The sequence below is a fragment of the Saccharothrix sp. HUAS TT1 genome (assembly GCF_040744945.1).
Classification (GTDB): Bacteria; Actinomycetota; Actinomycetes; order Mycobacteriales; family Pseudonocardiaceae; genus Actinosynnema.
The window spans coordinates 2,235,924-2,250,116 of the sequence record NZ_CP160453.1; the positions used below are offsets into that span (position 1 = coordinate 2,235,924).

Annotated in this window: 14 protein-coding genes; 7 read left to right on the top strand and 7 right to left on the bottom strand. The window is 72.7% G+C overall.

Annotated elements, in window-relative coordinates; genetic code table 11:
• Position 1: 1 nt before the first annotated feature.
• Positions 2 to 523 (bottom strand): YbaB/EbfC family nucleoid-associated protein, encoded by a 522-nt coding sequence (locus AB0F89_RS10975; RefSeq protein ID WP_367135119.1) that lies wholly within the window; start codon positions 521 to 523, stop codon positions 2 to 4.
• Positions 524 to 892: 369 nt separating this feature from the next.
• Between AB0F89_RS10975 and AB0F89_RS10980 the strand changes: the two genes are divergently transcribed.
• The 6 genes from AB0F89_RS10980 to AB0F89_RS11005 all read left to right on the top strand — a co-directional run bounded on the left by AB0F89_RS10980 (position 893) and on the right by AB0F89_RS11005 (position 7,695).
• Positions 893 to 2,023, top strand: a complete 1,131-nt coding sequence (locus AB0F89_RS10980) for a BMP family protein (protein ID WP_367138818.1) — start codon at positions 893 to 895, stop codon at positions 2,021 to 2,023.
• A 97-nt stretch (positions 2,024 to 2,120) separates the two neighbouring features.
• The gene (locus tag AB0F89_RS10985; RefSeq protein WP_367135122.1) at positions 2,121 to 3,695 is read left to right on the top strand and encodes an ABC transporter ATP-binding protein; all 1,575 of its coding nucleotides are present in this window, start codon (positions 2,121 to 2,123) and stop codon (positions 3,693 to 3,695) included.
• The gene (locus AB0F89_RS10990) at positions 3,695 to 4,765 is read left to right on the top strand and encodes an ABC transporter permease (RefSeq protein WP_367135124.1); all 1,071 of its coding nucleotides are present in this window, start codon (positions 3,695 to 3,697) and stop codon (positions 4,763 to 4,765) included. Before AB0F89_RS10985 ends, AB0F89_RS10990 begins: the two co-directional genes overlap by 1 nt.
• Positions 4,762 to 6,027 (top strand): ABC transporter permease, encoded by a 1,266-nt coding sequence (locus AB0F89_RS10995; RefSeq protein WP_367135126.1) that lies wholly within the window; start codon positions 4,762 to 4,764, stop codon positions 6,025 to 6,027. Before AB0F89_RS10990 ends, AB0F89_RS10995 begins: the two co-directional genes overlap by 4 nt.
• The gene (locus AB0F89_RS11000) at positions 6,020 to 6,409 is read left to right on the top strand and encodes a cytidine deaminase (RefSeq protein WP_367135128.1); all 390 of its coding nucleotides are present in this window, start codon (positions 6,020 to 6,022) and stop codon (positions 6,407 to 6,409) included. The genes AB0F89_RS10995 and AB0F89_RS11000 overlap by 8 nt, the downstream gene beginning before the upstream one ends.
• Entirely contained in the window at positions 6,406 to 7,695 is a 1,290-nt protein-coding gene (locus AB0F89_RS11005) for a thymidine phosphorylase (protein ID WP_367135130.1), read from the top strand. Before AB0F89_RS11000 ends, AB0F89_RS11005 begins: the two co-directional genes overlap by 4 nt.
• A 59-nt stretch (positions 7,696 to 7,754) precedes the next feature.
• On the opposite strand, the gene AB0F89_RS11010 is transcribed toward AB0F89_RS11005, so the two are convergent.
• The gene (locus AB0F89_RS11010; protein ID WP_367135132.1) at positions 7,755 to 8,963 is read right to left on the bottom strand and encodes a hypothetical protein; all 1,209 of its coding nucleotides are present in this window, start codon (positions 8,961 to 8,963) and stop codon (positions 7,755 to 7,757) included.
• A gap of 397 nt (positions 8,964 to 9,360) precedes the next feature.
• On the opposite strand from AB0F89_RS11010, the gene AB0F89_RS11015 reads away from it, so the two are divergent.
• Positions 9,361 to 10,425 (top strand): adenosine deaminase, encoded by a 1,065-nt coding sequence (locus AB0F89_RS11015; RefSeq protein ID WP_367135134.1) that lies wholly within the window; start codon positions 9,361 to 9,363, stop codon positions 10,423 to 10,425.
• A gap of 57 nt (positions 10,426 to 10,482) precedes the next feature.
• Here the strand turns inward: AB0F89_RS11015 and AB0F89_RS11020 are convergent, their stop codons facing one another.
• The 5 genes from AB0F89_RS11020 to AB0F89_RS11040 all read right to left on the bottom strand — a co-directional run bounded on the left by AB0F89_RS11020 (position 10,483) and on the right by AB0F89_RS11040 (position 14,076).
• On the bottom strand, positions 10,483 to 11,694 hold the full coding sequence (locus AB0F89_RS11020) for a primosomal protein (protein WP_367135136.1): 1,212 nt from the start codon (positions 11,692 to 11,694) through the stop codon (positions 10,483 to 10,485).
• Between the two features lie 65 nt (positions 11,695 to 11,759).
• Entirely contained in the window at positions 11,760 to 12,227 is a 468-nt protein-coding gene (locus tag AB0F89_RS11025; RefSeq protein WP_367135138.1) for a hypothetical protein, read from the bottom strand.
• The gene (locus tag AB0F89_RS11030; protein ID WP_367135140.1) at positions 12,224 to 12,598 is read right to left on the bottom strand and encodes a hypothetical protein; all 375 of its coding nucleotides are present in this window, start codon (positions 12,596 to 12,598) and stop codon (positions 12,224 to 12,226) included. The genes AB0F89_RS11025 and AB0F89_RS11030 overlap by 4 nt, the downstream gene beginning before the upstream one ends.
• Before the next feature lie 4 nt (positions 12,599 to 12,602).
• Positions 12,603 to 13,751 carry a C40 family peptidase gene (locus AB0F89_RS11035; protein ID WP_367135142.1) on the bottom strand — a complete coding sequence of 383 codons (1,149 nt, stop codon included), beginning with the start codon at positions 13,749 to 13,751 and terminating at the stop codon, positions 12,603 to 12,605.
• Between the two features lies 1 nt (position 13,752).
• Positions 13,753 to 14,076, bottom strand: coding sequence for a hypothetical protein (locus tag AB0F89_RS11040; protein WP_367135144.1), 324 nt, complete (start codon positions 14,074 to 14,076; stop codon positions 13,753 to 13,755).
• Positions 14,077 to 14,193: the final 117 nt, after the last annotated feature.

Below are 14,193 nucleotides of genomic sequence, written 5' to 3' on the forward strand. Positions count from 1 at the left end.
GTCACCAGGGCTGGTTGTCGTCGTCTTCGTCGTCGCTCGGCCGCGCGGGCCGCGCCGGTCGGGGCGGCGTCTGCGCCTGCGCCTGGGTCTGCCAGCCCGGCTGCGGCGGGGCCGGCGCCGGGGCGGGCGCGGGTTCCGGCTCGGCGTACTCGGGCGCGGCGTAGTCGGCGCCGTCGTCCTCGACCTCGTCGGACGGGATGGAGTCGCTGACCATGCGCAGGGCCTCGGTGCCCTCGCCGAGCGGTTCGAACGCGGCCATCACCTTCTGCGCGGCCTGCTTCTGCGCGGTCCTGGCCGTCTGCATGATCAGGGCGGTGAGGCGGGCGGAGCCGAGTTCGGTGGCGCGGTGGCCGAGCTGGAGGTTGAGCAGGCCGCCGTTCGGGCCGACGGTGATGGTCACCGCGCCGTCCGGGCTGGACACCGTGGCCTGCGACGACTCGAAGTTCTCCTGGAGGTCGGCCGACTTCCGCTGGAGATCGGCCAGCTTGGCCTCGAAGTTGTCGAGCCACTGCTGGGGGTCCAACTCAACCTCCTAGGGGGGACGTCTGTGCAGGGTGGAGTGCAACCCGAACCGCCAACGCGGCCCCAACGCCCCACCAACGGGTCAACCCTGCGGTCCTCCGAACCCCGGTCGGGACCGGCGGCCCGCCCGCCGGCTTCACCTGATCCGCCCCTTGACGGTGAGTAACCGGCTACGACGGCGGGAAGTCGGCGGATCACTCCGAGTGGCGGAGTCGCCTGGTGGCACCAACGATTAGGTCACGGCGGACCGGTCCGTGCGCGGGTGTCATTACTACGGGGTACGGTTCGCCACTCGGAAGCCCCGACGACCGCTGTCGGGATGTGTCTGCTCCTAGCCGAGCAGGGAGGGAGACGAGCCGTGCGTCGTCGAATGCGTGGCCTCGCGGTGGCCGCGATCGCGCTGACCAGCGTTCTTGGCATGGCTGCCTGTGCCAAGGACACCGGTGGGAACAACACCGGGTCCGGGTCGACCAACACCGCCGAGGGCTGCAAGCTGGCTGACAAGCCGCCGGCCGCCGCCGCGACCTCCAGCGCCGCCGCGTCGACCGAGAAGGTCGACGGCAGCGCGCTCAAGGTCGGCCTGGCCTACGACATCGGCGGCCGGGGTGACGCGTCGTTCAACGACTCCGCTGCGGCGGGCCTGGACAAGGCCAAGGCCGACTTCGGCATCGCCGAGGTCAAGGAGCTGACCGCGGCCCCGAACGAGCCCGAGGACGCCAAGCAGACCCGCCTGCGCCAGCTCGCGAGCGAGGGCTTCAGCCCGATCATCGGGGTCGGCTTCGCCTACGCCGAGTCGCTGAAGGTCGTCGCGCCGGAGTTCCCGGCCGTCAAGTTCGCCATCGTGGACGGCGCGGTGGAGGGCGCGGCGAACGTCACGCCGCTGCTGTTCGCCGAGGAGCAGGGCTCGTTCCTGGCCGGCGTCATCGCCGCCTACAAGTCGAAGTCGTGCCACATCGGCTTCGTCGGCGGCGTGGAGATCCCGCTGATCCAGAAGTTCGACGCGGGCTACGCCCAGGGCGCCAAGACCGCCGCCCCGGACATCAAGATCGAGAAGAAGTACCTGACCCCGGCGGGCGACTTCACCGGCTTCCAGGACCCGACCAAGGGCCAGGAGGCCGCGACCGGCCAGATCGAGGCCGGCGCCGACGTGCTGTACCACGCCGCCGGCGCGTCCGGCAAGGGCGTGTTCTCGGCCGCCAAGACGGGCAGCGCGCTGGCCATCGGCGTCGACTCCGACCAGTACAACCAGAAGACGGTCGAGGAGTCGAAGGACGTCATCGTCTCGTCGATGCTCAAGCGGGTCGACGTCGCGGTGTACGACTTCGTGAAGGCGGTCGCCAAGGACGACCTGGCGAGCCTGCCGAAGGTGTTCGACCTGTCCGTCGACGGCGTCGGCTACTCCACGTCGGGCGGCAAGATCGACGCCGACCTGCAGGCCGTCCTCGAGGGCTACAAGGCCCAGATCATCGAGGGCAAGATCCAGGTCGAGTCCACGCCGTAACCCCATCCGGCCTCCGGCGCACTGGGCCCTGCGAGCACCCTCGCGGGGCCCAGTGCGTGGTTAGCCCCGGCGCAGCCGGAGATCAGACGGAGCTTCCATGAGCACTACCACCCCTGCCGTCGTCCTGGCGGGCATCACCAAGCGCTTCCCGGGTGTCGTCGCCAACAGCGACGTCCACCTCAGCGTCCAGGTCGGCGAGGTGCACGCGCTGTGCGGTGAGAACGGCGCCGGCAAGTCCACCCTGATGAAGATCCTGTACGGGATGCAGCAGCCCGACGAGGGCACCATCGAGGTGGCCGGCGAGCAGGTCCGGTTCCGCACGCCCGCCGACGCCATCAAGGCGGGCATCGGCATGGTGCACCAGCACTTCATGCTGGCCGACAACCTGACCGTGCAGGAGAACGTCGTGCTCGGCGCGGAGTCGCTGCACGGCATCGGCGGCAAGGCGCGCAAGCGCATCCTGGAGCTGGCCGACGCCACCGGCCTGACCGTCGACCCCGGTGTGCTGGTGGAACGCCTCGGCGTGGCCGACCGGCAGCGGGTCGAGATCCTGAAGGTGCTCTACCGGGGCGCCAAGGTGATCATCCTGGACGAGCCGACCGCCGTGCTCGTGCCGCAGGAGGTGGACGAGCTGTTCGCCACCCTGCGCGGCATGCGGGAGCAGGGCTTCACGTTCCTGTTCATCTCGCACAAGCTGGACGAGGTGCGGGCGATCGCCGACTCCGTCACGGTCATCCGGCGCGGCACCACGGTCGGCACCGCCGACCCGAAGGCCGTCAGCTCCCGGCAGCTGGCCGAGATGATGGTCGGCAGCGAGCTGCCGAGCCCGGAGACCCGCGAGTCCACCGTCACCGACCGCGTCGTGCTCCGGGTGGAAGACCTGGGGCTGGTCGCCGCCGAGGGCACCCGACCGGTGCTGGACGGCATCGACCTGGTCGTGCGCGCGGGTGAGGTCGTCGGCATCGCGGGCGTCGAGGGCAACGGGCAGACCGAGCTGGTCGAGACGATCATGGGCATGCGCCGGGCGCACCACGGCCGCGTGCTGCTCGGCGACCGCGACCTGACCAGGCTGGGCACGCTGGCGCGGCGCGAGGCGGGCATCGGCTACGTGCCCGAGGACCGGCACCGCCAGGGCCTGCTGCTCACCCAGCCGCTGTGGGCGAACCGCGTCCTCGGCCACCAGACCCGCCGCCCGGTGTCGAACGGCCAGTGGCTCGACCTCCCGGGCGCGAAGCAGGACACCGAGCGGATCGTCCGGGACTTCGACGTGCGGACGCCGAGCATCGACGTGGCCGCCGCCGCGCTGTCCGGCGGCAACCAGCAGAAGCTGGTGGTCGGCCGCGAGCTGTCCGGTGACCCGGTGCTGCTCATCGCCTCGCACCCGACGCGCGGCGTCGACGTCGGCGCGCAGGCCCTGATCTGGGACGAGATCCGCAACGCCCGCGCGCGCGGGCTGGCCGTGCTGCTGATCTCGGCGGACCTGGACGAGCTGATCGGCCTGTCCGACACGATCCGGGTGATGCTGCGGGGTCGGCTGGTCGCGGACGCCGACCCGGCCACGGTCACCCCGGAAGACCTCGGCAGTGCGATGACCGGCGCGGGCGCCACGAGCGCCGCCGCCGTCGAGCACGCCCCTGGCGCCGTGCGGGCGCCGGAATCGGAAGGCGAGTGATGGGAATCTTGCGCGGCAAACTGCTGCCGCCCGTGCTGGCGATCCTGTTCTCCGCCCTGCTGTGCGGTGTGGCGCTGGTGGTGTCCGGCGCGAACCCGCTGCGGGCGTTCGGGGTGATGCTGTCGCAGGTCGGTGAGGGGACCACCGCGGTCGACATCGTCAACAGCACCGGCACCTACTACATCGCGGCGCTGGCGGTGGCGATCGGGTTCCAGATGAACCTGTTCAACATCGGCGTCGAGGGCCAGTACCGGGTCGCGGCGGTCGTCGCGGCCGTGGTCGGCGGCTCCATCGCGCTGCCGCCCGGCCTGCACGCCCTGGTGATCATCCTGACGGCCGCCGTCGCCGGCGCGCTGTGGGCGGCGGTCCCGGCGATCCTCAAGGTGACGCGCGGCGTCAACGAGGTCATCTCCACGATCATGATGAACGGCCTGGCGCTGGGCCTGGCCGCGTACCTGATCGGCGCGGACGTGTTCGGCGAGCTGCGCGGCAACAACATCCGCACCCCGGAGATCCCGGAGAGCGGCTGGGTGCCCGGCATCTCCCTCGGCTCGTCCGGCACGGTGTTCGGCCTGGTGTTCCTGGCCGTGCTGCTGGGCGTCGGCTACTGGGTGATGATGAACCGCACCCGGTTCGGCTTCGAGCTGCGGGCGTCCGGCGAGTCGTCCACGGCCGCCGCCGCGGGTGGCGTGAACGCCAAGAAGATGGTGCTGGTCGCGATGCTGCTGTCCGGCGCGATCGCCGGCCTGGTGTCGATGCCCGAGATCCTGGGCCGCGACCACACGTACAACCTGAACTTCCCGGCGGGCATCGGCTTCTCCGGCATCGCGATCGCGCTGCTCGGGCGCAACCACCCGGGCGGCATCGCGTTCGGCGCGCTGCTGTGGGCGTTCCTGGACAAGTCGGGCCTCGCGCTGGACAACGTCGGCGTGCCGCGCGAGATCGTGACGATCATGCAGGGGGCGATCGTGCTGTCGGTCGTCGTCGCGTACGAGGTGGTCCGCCGGTTCGAGCTGGCCGCGCAGCAGCGGCAGGTCGGTCGGCAGCTCGGAACGGTGGATGCGGCATGAGCACTTCGTTGATGAACCCGTCCGAAGCCCCTTCCACCGTGCCGCCGCCGCGCAAGAGGCGCCGGATCCCCGGTTGGGCCGTCGGCGCGCTGGGGGTGGCGGGCGCGGTCGTGCTGCTGTCGACCACGTCCTACCTGACCGGCGTGCCGCAGCTGACGTCCACCGGCACCATCCAGACCGCGGTGCGGTTGGCGCTGCCGATCCTGCTGGCCGCGCTCGGCGGCCTGTGGGCCGAGCGCGCGGGCGTGGTGAACATCGGCCTCGAAGGCATGATGATCATGGGCACGTGGGGCGCGGCGTGGGCCGGCTACCAGTGGGGCCCGTGGGCGGCGCTGGTGGCGGCGGCCGTGTTCGGCGCGCTGGGCGGGCTGCTGCACGCCATCGCGACCGTGACGTTCGGGGTGAACCACATCGTCTCCGGCGTGGCGATCAACCTGCTCGGGGCGGGCCTGACCAAGTACCTGTCCACGCTGATCTTCTTCCCGCTGTCGAACAACCCGCGCGAGTCGCCCGCGGTGTCGAAGTTCGACACGTACTCGGCCGCCGGGCTGTCGGACTGGCTCGGCGAGCTGGAGGCGCAGCAGCGGGTCGGGCTCTCCGACGTCGCCGGCATCCTGCGCGGCCTGGTCACCGGCGTGTCGCCGTTGACGATGCTGGCCGTCCTGCTGGTGGTCGGCAGCTACCTGGTGCTGTGGCGGACCCGGTTCGGGCTGCGGCTGCGCTCGTGCGGCGAGAACCCGGTGGCCGCCGAGTCGCTGGGCGTCAACGTCTACCGGTACAAGTACGTCGCGGTGATCGCGTCCGGCGCGCTGGCGGGCATCGGCGGCGCGGCCCTGGTGCTCAACCCCGGCCAGCCCGGCTACCTGGAGGGCCAGGTCAACGGGCGCGGGTTCATCGGCCTGGCGGCGATGATCTTCGGCAACTGGCGGCCGGGCGGGCTGCTCGGCGGCGCGGCCCTGTTCGGGTACGCCGACGGGTTGCAGCTGCGGTCCGGCGGCAAGACGTTCCTGGCGCTGGTCTACGGCGCGGTGCTGCTGCTGGTCGTGATCGTGGTCTGGCAGCTCGTGCGCCGCCGCTGGTTCGCCGCCGCGGCCGGGATCGTGGCCGCCGGCGCGCTGTACGCCGTGTACTACTCGGTGGACGAGGTGCCGAGCGAGCTGACCACCTACGCGCCGCACCTGGTGACGCTGATCGTGCTGGCCGTCGCGTCGCAGCGATTGCGGATGCCCGCGGCCGACGGGGTGGTGTACCGCCGTGGTTGAGGTGGACTGGGACCTGCTGCGGGCGCGCGCCGTCGAGGCCGCGCAGGCCGCGTACTGCCCGTACTCCGGCCTGCGGGTCGGCGCGGCGGCGGTCTGCGACGACGGCCGCGTCGTCGTCGGGTGCAACGTCGAGAACGCCGCGTACGGCGTCGGGCTGTGCGCCGAGTGCACGCTGGCCGGTCAGTTCTTCCTGACCGGTGGCGGCAGGCTGGTCGCGCTGGCCTGCCGCAGCGGCACGGGTGAGCTGCTGATGCCGTGCGGGCGGTGCCGACAGGTGATCTACGAGCTGGGCGGCGCGACCTGCCTGGTGGACACGCCGTCCGGCGTGCTGCCGATGACCTCGGTGCTGCCGGACGCGTTCGGACCGGAGGACCTGCCGTGACCCGGCCACCGGGACCGCACACCGCCGTGGACGTGATCCGCGCCAAGCGCGACCGCGCCCGGTTGACCGACGACCAGATCGACTGGGTGGTCGACGCCTACACCCGCGGCGAGGTGGCCGACGAGCAGATGTCGGCGCTGGCCATGGCGATCTTCCTGAACGGGATGGACGCCGCCGAGACCGCCCGGTGGACGCGCGCCATGGTGGAGTCCGGCGAACGGCTGGCGCTGGACGTCGGCAGGCCCACCGTGGACAAGCACTCCACGGGCGGCGTCGGCGACAAGATCACGCTGCCGCTGGCGCCGCTGGTCGCGGCCTGCGGCGCGGCGGTGCCCCAGCTGTCCGGGCGCGGCCTCGGGCACACCGGGGGGACGCTGGACAAGCTGGAGGCCGTCCCCGGCTGGCGGGCGCGGCTGTCGGTGGACGAGGTGGCGGCGCAGCTGCGGTCGGTGGGCGCGGTGATCTGCGCCGCGACGTCCGGGCTCGCGCCGGCGGACCGGAAGCTGTACGCGCTGCGCGACGTGACGGGCACGGTGGAGTCCATCCCGCTGATCGCGTCGTCGATCATGTCGAAGAAGATCGCCGAAGGCGCCGAGGCGCTGGTGCTGGACGTGAAGGTCGGGTCCGGGGCGTTCATGAAGTCCCTGGAGCAGGCCCGGGCGCTGGCGGCGGCGCTGGTGTCGATCGGCGTCGACCACGGGCTCCGCGTGTCGGCGCTGCTGACCGACATGTCGGTGCCGCTGGGGCGGGCGGTCGGCAACGCGGTCGAGGTGGCGGAGTCGGTCGACGTGCTGCGCGGCGGCGGTCCGGCCGACGTCGTGGAGCTGACCGTGGCGCTGGCGGAGGAGATGCTGTCGCGGGCGGGGGTGTCCGCTTCGCCGGCGTCGGTCCTGGCGTCCGGTGAGGCTTACGAGGTCTGGGCGCGGATGATCCGGGCGCAGGGCGGCGACCCGGACGCGCCGCTGCCCGTGGGGCGGCACAAGCACGTGGTGACGGCCGCCGAGGACGGGTACCTGACGTCGTTGGACGCCTACGCGGTGGGCGTCGCGGCCTGGCGGCTGGGCGCCGGGCGGGCTCGCAAGGAGGACCCGGTGCAGGCGGGCGCCGGCGTGCTGTGCCTGGTGAAGCCGGGCGAACGCGTGACCGCGGGCCAGCCGCTGCTGGAACTGCACACCGACACCCCCGACGCGGTGCCGGGCGCTCTGGAGTCGCTGGCCGGCGGCTACGGGATCGGCGACGAACCCCCGGCCCGCGGACCGCTGGTCCTCGACACCATCCGGGGTTAGGCAGCTCAACGAGGAGGCCCGGTCCGCGCGGAGCGGACCGGGCCTTCGTCGCTCGGCGGTCAGGCGCCCTCGGCGGCCAGGTCGTCGTCGTCCACGTTGCGGTTGTCGCCCGGCTTCGAGCCGTTCTTGCGGGTGCGCCGCTGCGGCCGGGGGAGGGCGGTCGGCGGGGGCGGCGGGGTCGGGGAGCCGCCGCCGAGGATCAGCTCGGCGAAGGTCGCCATGGCCTCGTCCAGCTGGCCGCCGATGCGCAGCTCCGACTCCTGGTTGCTCCGGCGCACCAGGCCGGCCAGCGACTCGGCGTCGGGCCGGGTCGACAGCGTGCCCTCGACCTTGGCGATGCCCTGCTCCACCACGCCGGACAGCTCGCCGAGGCGGGACGCGAAGTCGTCCTCCACCGAGTCGAGCCGGGTCGCCATGGTGTCCAGCCGCGACGTCACCTGCTCCAGGCGCTGCGCCAGCGCCTCCAGGCGGTCGGTCGAGTCGACCTGGTCGCGGGTCTCGTCCAGCGCCGCGTGCAGCGCCTCGCGGGCCTCGTCCAGCTTGCCCGTCAGCGTGCTGCGGGTGTCGGCCAGCGACGAGGACAGCGAGTCGCGCGTCTCGGCCAGCGACGAGTGCAGCCCGTCCCGGGTGCTGTTGAGGTTGTCGCGGGTCTCGTCCAGCCTGCCGTGCAGGGCGTTGGTCGAGTCCGCCAGCGACCGCTGCAGCGCCTCGCGGGTGCCGTCGAGGTGTTCGTGCACGCCCTCGTCCACCTCGTCCAGGCGACCGCGCAGCGCGGCCTCCAGCGCCTCGATCCGCTCCCGCAGCGGCGCGATCACCGCGCCCGGCACCTGGTCGACCTTGCCGTCCTGCTTGTCCAGGTGGCCGTCGAGGTCGTCCAGCCGCTTGTGGATGTGGGAGAGCTTGTCCTCCAGGCCGTCCATCCGCCCGGCGACGCCCTCGAACCGGCCCGCCACCCCGTCGAGCCGACCGTCGAGCTGCGCGAACGGCTTGGCCAGCTTGTCGACCAGGCCCTCGACGGCCCGACCGATGCCCTGGACGGCGTTGTCCTGCGCCTCCAACCTGGCCAGCGCCTCGTCCAGCCGCTCGGCCAGCACGCTGACCTCGGTCCGGTCGGGCAGCTCGGACAGGCGCTTGCGAACGGAACCCAGCGACTCGAGCGGGGACATCCGCGCGTGGATCTCGTCCAGCGCGTCGAAGATCTGCTGCTGCTCGCTCTCACGGATCTCCGCGGCGCGCGTGAGCATGTTGCGCATCCGATCGAAGGACATCGTGGAGTTGTTGTTCTCGTTCACGGCTCGGGTGCCTTCGTCCAGGGGAGGGGAGACCTCCGGGAGCCTAACCAGGTTGGGGCGGTGGGCAGTAGCGCCCCCCGACGCGGACCGCCTGGATCGACCTTGCGTGTACTCCGTTGGAGTGACAGTGGCCGACCCTACCTCAAGGTAACCGCCAGCGGGCCTGTGACTGCGCCGCGTGAGCATCCACCGTGTGAGTGACTAAAGCCGTGGTAGAGGTAGCGGAAAGTTCTGCATCACGACTGCACAACGGCGAAAGCGGCCCCCGACAGAGTGGTTCTGAACACACCCGGTGACGCCGGGGTGATGATACCGGATCAAGATCATCGCTCGGCGCAACGACACGGCGTGTCACCGGTATACGGTGGCGGCCATGCCGACCCCGCTTACCCAGGAGGCCCTTCGCAGCGCGCCGAAGGTGCTGCTGCACGACCACCTCGACGGTGGCCTCCGCCCCCAGACGGTGATCGAACTCGCCGACGCCTGCGGCCACCAGGGCCTGCCGACGACCGACCCGGTCGCGCTGGGCGAGTGGTTCCGCGACAACGCCAACTCCGGCTCGCTGGTCCGCTACCTGGAGGGCTTCGCGCACACGTGCGGCGTCATGCAGGACGAGGCCGCACTGGTCCGCGTCGCCTCCGAGGCCGTGCAGGACCTCGCCGACGACGGGGTCGTGTACGCCGAGATCCGCTACGCCCCCGAGCTGTTCACCGACAAGGGCCTGAGCCTGGAGCAGGCCGTCGAGGCCGTGCAGGAGGGCTTCCGGCAGGGCGAGGCCGCCACCGGCGGTCGGATCCGGGTGGGCACGCTGCTCTGCGCGATGCGCCAGAACGACGGCTGGCAGCGGATCGCCGACCTGGTGGTCCGCTACCGGGACGCGGGCGTGGTCGGCTTCGACATCGCGGGCCCCGAGGCCGGGTTCCCGCCGAGCAAGGAGCTGTCCGCGTTCGAGTACCTGCGGCAGCAGAACGCGCACTTCACCATCCACGCCGCCGAGGCGTCCGGCGCGGAGTCGGCGTGGGAGGCCGTGCAACTCGCGGGCGCGGAGCGGCTGGGCCACGGCGTGCGGCTGGCCGAGGACATCGACGGCGACGAGGTCGGGCTCCTCGCCGCGTACGTGCGGGACCGGCGCATCGCGCTGGAGATGTGCCCGACGTCGAACGTGCACACCGGCGCGGTGGCCTCGCTGGCCGAGCACCCGATCCGGCGGATGGCCGACCTGGGCTTCCGGGTCACCGTGAACACCGACAACCGGCTGATGAGCATGGTGTCGATGACCGGCGAGTTCGCCACCGTGGTCGAGCACTTCGGGTTCGGCTGGGACGACCTGCGCCGGTTCACCGCCAACGCCGCCAAGGCCGCGTTCCTGCCGCTGGACGAGCGCCGCGCCCTGGTCCAGGACGTGATCGAGCCCGCGTACGCCGCACTGCTGAAGTGACGGAAGAGGTCGCGGGCTCCGACGGGGCCCGCGACCTCTCCTCTGGTCACGCCTTGCCTAGTGGACCTTGAGCCGGTCCTCGAACGCCGCCACCAGCGCCCGCCACGCCACCTGCTCGTCGTCGAACGGCGCGCTGGGCGCGAGCCGCGTCGGGTCCGGCTTGAGCACGTACGACACCAGCCAGCCCAGCCGCTCGGACTGGTTCAGCGCCACCTTCACGGTGTCGTCGTTCGCCCACTCGCCCGCGTCCTCCAGCAGTTCGACCACCAGGTCGAGCTGCGTGGGGTCGATCGCGTTCGGCCCGTCGACGATGTCCTCGTCCAGGCCGGTGAGCACGTAGACGTTGTCCGGGTCGACGTCGACGTCGAGGTCGCCGCCGGTCGCCCTGGTGACCAGCTCGCCCCAGGTCGACACCTCGGCCAGGTCGTTGTCGTCGGCCTCGACGATGAACCGGGCCAGCGCGCGCGGCGACGTGAAGACGTCGATCTTGCCCTTGCGGCCGAGGAACACCGGCTGGTCGTCCAGGTAGCAGCGCAGCGTGTAGTACTCGCCCGCGCCACTGATGATCTTGATGGGGTCGATGCCGACCTCACCCCAGAAGCCGACCGGCTCGTCGCCGTCCTCGTCGTCCTCGTCGTCCGAGACCACCGCCGCCGCGGCGTTGGCCTCCTCGAACGCGGCCAGTTCCTCCTGCGCCGCCTTCAGCTCGACCGCGTCCACCTCGGGCGTGCTCGCGACCTCGTCGATCGCGTCCAGCACCTCGTCCCACTTGTCGGAGACGACCTCGGCCAGCTCGGTCCACAGCGCGTGGCCCTCGCGACCGGTGAACGGCAGCGTGCCCTGCGGCAGCAGCGCGAAGCCCTCCGCCGAGTCCAGGATCTCGTGCACCTTCTCCAGGTCGCACACGTCCGCCAGCGAGCGCACGATCGAGATCACGTCGGCCAGCTCGCCGATGACCCAGGTGTCGGGCTCCTCGGCGACCAGCTCCGGCACGCCCACCAGGTCGAACTGGTGGTTGTCGTCCGGCGACAGCTCACCGACCGACAGCGCGGGCACCACGTGCCACGCCGGGTGGTCGGTCAGGTCGTGCTCCTCGGCCTTGCGCACGAACGCCGCCAGGTGCGCGGCATCGGGGAACGTGTACAGGTCCTCCTCGTGGCCGAGGAAGGCTTCCCACTCCTCGCCCTCTTCCCGCCAGCGCGGGGCCCACAGGGTGACGACATCACCCTGGGTGAGCCCCAGCTCGATCGGGACGATGTCCTGTGCCATCCGACCTCCCGGTCACGCCATGCCCCTTTGCGATGCGGGGGCAAGAGTACGGGGTCGATCACCCGCTACTGCCGTTGACCACGGAAAGGGTCCGCGAAGTAGTCGTCGTCGTCCGGCTCCTCGGGCGCCGGGCGGGGCGCGGGGCGGCTCCGCGGCTGCCCGGCCCACGGCGGTCGGGCCGGTCCCGGGGGCGGGGCGGGCGCGGGCGGGGGTTCGGCCGCGGTCCTCAGCGGCGGCGGTCCGGCGAACGCCTCCACCGCCATCGCCAGGCCGTCGCCCAGCGCCTTGGCCAGCTCGTTGTAGCTGGTCCGCACGGCCGCGTCGGTCGCCAGCCGGGCCGTCTCCACCACCAGCGCGCCCACCGCGCCCGGTCCCCGCGCCAGCGCGTCCGGGTGCAGGTCGAGCGACTTCAGCTCACCGGTGGCGGTCGCCGTGGCGCGGGCCAGGCGGCTGGGGTGCTCGGCCGAGCCGGTGGTGCGGGCCAGCACGTCGGTCAGGGACTCGGCCGCCGCGAGTCGTTGTTCCTGCGTCACCGCGAACCCCTCAGGTACGTGCCACCGAAGTCGTCGTCGTCCGGACCGCGCTCGAAACCGATCTCGGTCAACGCCCGCAGCGTCGCCGGGTCGGCCACCCGCTCCAGGGTCCGGTGCATCCGGGTGGAGGCGTCCTTGGAGGCCCGTGCGGCGACGCGCAGGATCTCGTCGGCCAGCGCCCGCGGTCCCATGTTCAGCGCCGCCGGCGACACCCGCACCTCCCGGGGCGGTCCGCCGGGCGCGGTGACGACGGTGACCGCGCCGTCGGGTGACGACGCCCGGCCGAGCACCGGACCGGTGCGCGCCGCGTGCTCGGAAACCCGCCGCTCGGTGTCGGCGACCCGCTCGGCCGCCCGCTGCGTCTCGTCCACGCCCTCAGCCCGTCGGTCGGTAGAAGCCCATGAAGCCCATGCCGCTGTTGCTCGTGCGGATCGGGTTGACCTGCACCGGGTCGCCCGCCTCCACCATCTGCCCGTTGCCGATCACCATGGCCACGTGCCCGTCCCACACCACCAGGTCGCCGGGCAGCAGCTGGTCGGCCGGCACCGACGCGCCCATGGCCTGCGACGACGCGGGCCGCGGGATGTCGAACCCGGCGCCGCCGTAGGCCCACTGGGTCAGGCCGCTGCAGTCCGTGCCCTGGGGCGGGTTCGCGCCGCCCCACACGTACGGGGTGCCCAGGGCGGACAACGCGTTGCGCACGGCGCGCGCGGCGGTCTCGTTGGGCGCTTCGGCGCTGCTGCCGTCCGGCAGGTTCACGCCGACGCCGGTGCCGGGTTGCGGCGGGATGGCCACGGGCAGGTTCGGGCCGATCGCGCCGCCACCGCCGCCCCCACCACTGCCGCCCCCACCTCCACCGCCGCTACCGCCTGTGCCGCCGCTGCCGCCGGTCCCGCTGGACGACGAGCCACCGCCGTCACCCGCGGACGACGTCGACGTGGAGCCGCCGCTCTCCACGCCCAACGGGTCGCCGAGGCCGGCGAAGTCCGGGTGCTGCAAGCTCCGGAGCTGCGCGACGACGTTCGTCAGCTCGGTGCGGACCCGGTCCAGCTCCCGAGCCGTCCTGCCCTCGTACTCGCGGGCCTTCGCGGTCACCTCCGCCGCCACCGCGAGCACCGCGCCGATCCCGCCGAACACGCCGGCCGCCACGGCCGCCGCCAGCCGGGGCCACGCCCAACCGGTGAACTCGTCGATCAGGGCCTGGATCGCGGTCCTGCCGGACGTCACCGCGTCGACCGCGGTGGTGGCCGCCTGCCGCGTGGTCGTCGCGTTGCGCGCCAACGTGCCCACGCCGCCGGAGAACGTCGCGACGCGGGCCTGGAAGGCGTTCGCCTTCTCGCCGTACCAGCCGGCCAGCGCCGCGTTCGCCGCGCCGGTGTGCCTGCCCTCGACCTCGGTGAGCGCCGAGGCCGCCCGCCCGAACGCCTCCGCCGCGCCCGTCGCACCGCCGGTGTCGCCGTCGAGCTGGGCCAGGTGGTCCTTCATCGGCCGGACCAGGGCCGCCAGGAAGCCGCCGACGTCCACGTCAGGTCCGGTACGCCCGGTCGAGGCCGGTGCTGTTGGCCGCCTCCTGCTCCACGTACGCCTCGCCGGTCTGCCGGACGGCGGTGGCGAACCCGGACAGCCCGGCCGCCGCGGCGGCGACACCGTCCACTTGGGCCTGTGCCGCGGCCCGGAACGCCGCGCCGAGGCCGACCTCGTCGCCGATCTTCCCGAAACTGCCCGCCGCCAACGACGTGCTGCCCGCCAGCGCGCCCGTGCCGACCGCGCCGACCTCGCCCGCCAGACCCGCCGCCGCGCCGCTGTACGCCGACAGCGCCGCGGTGTCGACGCCGAAACCCCGTTCCACCCTGGTCCCCCTCTTGGTGCCGTGCGACCGCGATCCTGCCCCATCGACCCGCCGGTCGTGCGGCGTTCGGCCAGATCCTGCCCCGATGAGCGGTACCGGCGGCGTCGTCGTCACCTG

Coding starts and splice junctions, on each gene's coding strand:
- AB0F89_RS11010 (WP_367135132.1), bottom strand. CDS start 8,963: ATGTCCTTCGATCGGATGCGCAACATGCTCACGCGCGCCGCGGAGATC.
- AB0F89_RS10995 (WP_367135126.1), top strand. CDS start 4,762: ATGAGCACTTCGTTGATGAACCCGTCCGAAGCCCCTTCCACCGTGCCG.
- AB0F89_RS10980 (WP_367138818.1), top strand. CDS start 893: ATGCGTGGCCTCGCGGTGGCCGCGATCGCGCTGACCAGCGTTCTTGGC.
- AB0F89_RS10985 (WP_367135122.1), top strand. CDS start 2,121: ATGAGCACTACCACCCCTGCCGTCGTCCTGGCGGGCATCACCAAGCGC.
- AB0F89_RS10990 (WP_367135124.1), top strand. CDS start 3,695: ATGGGAATCTTGCGCGGCAAACTGCTGCCGCCCGTGCTGGCGATCCTG.
- AB0F89_RS11015 (WP_367135134.1), top strand. CDS start 9,361: ATGCCGACCCCGCTTACCCAGGAGGCCCTTCGCAGCGCGCCGAAGGTG.
- AB0F89_RS11020 (WP_367135136.1), bottom strand. CDS start 11,694: ATGGCACAGGACATCGTCCCGATCGAGCTGGGGCTCACCCAGGGTGAT.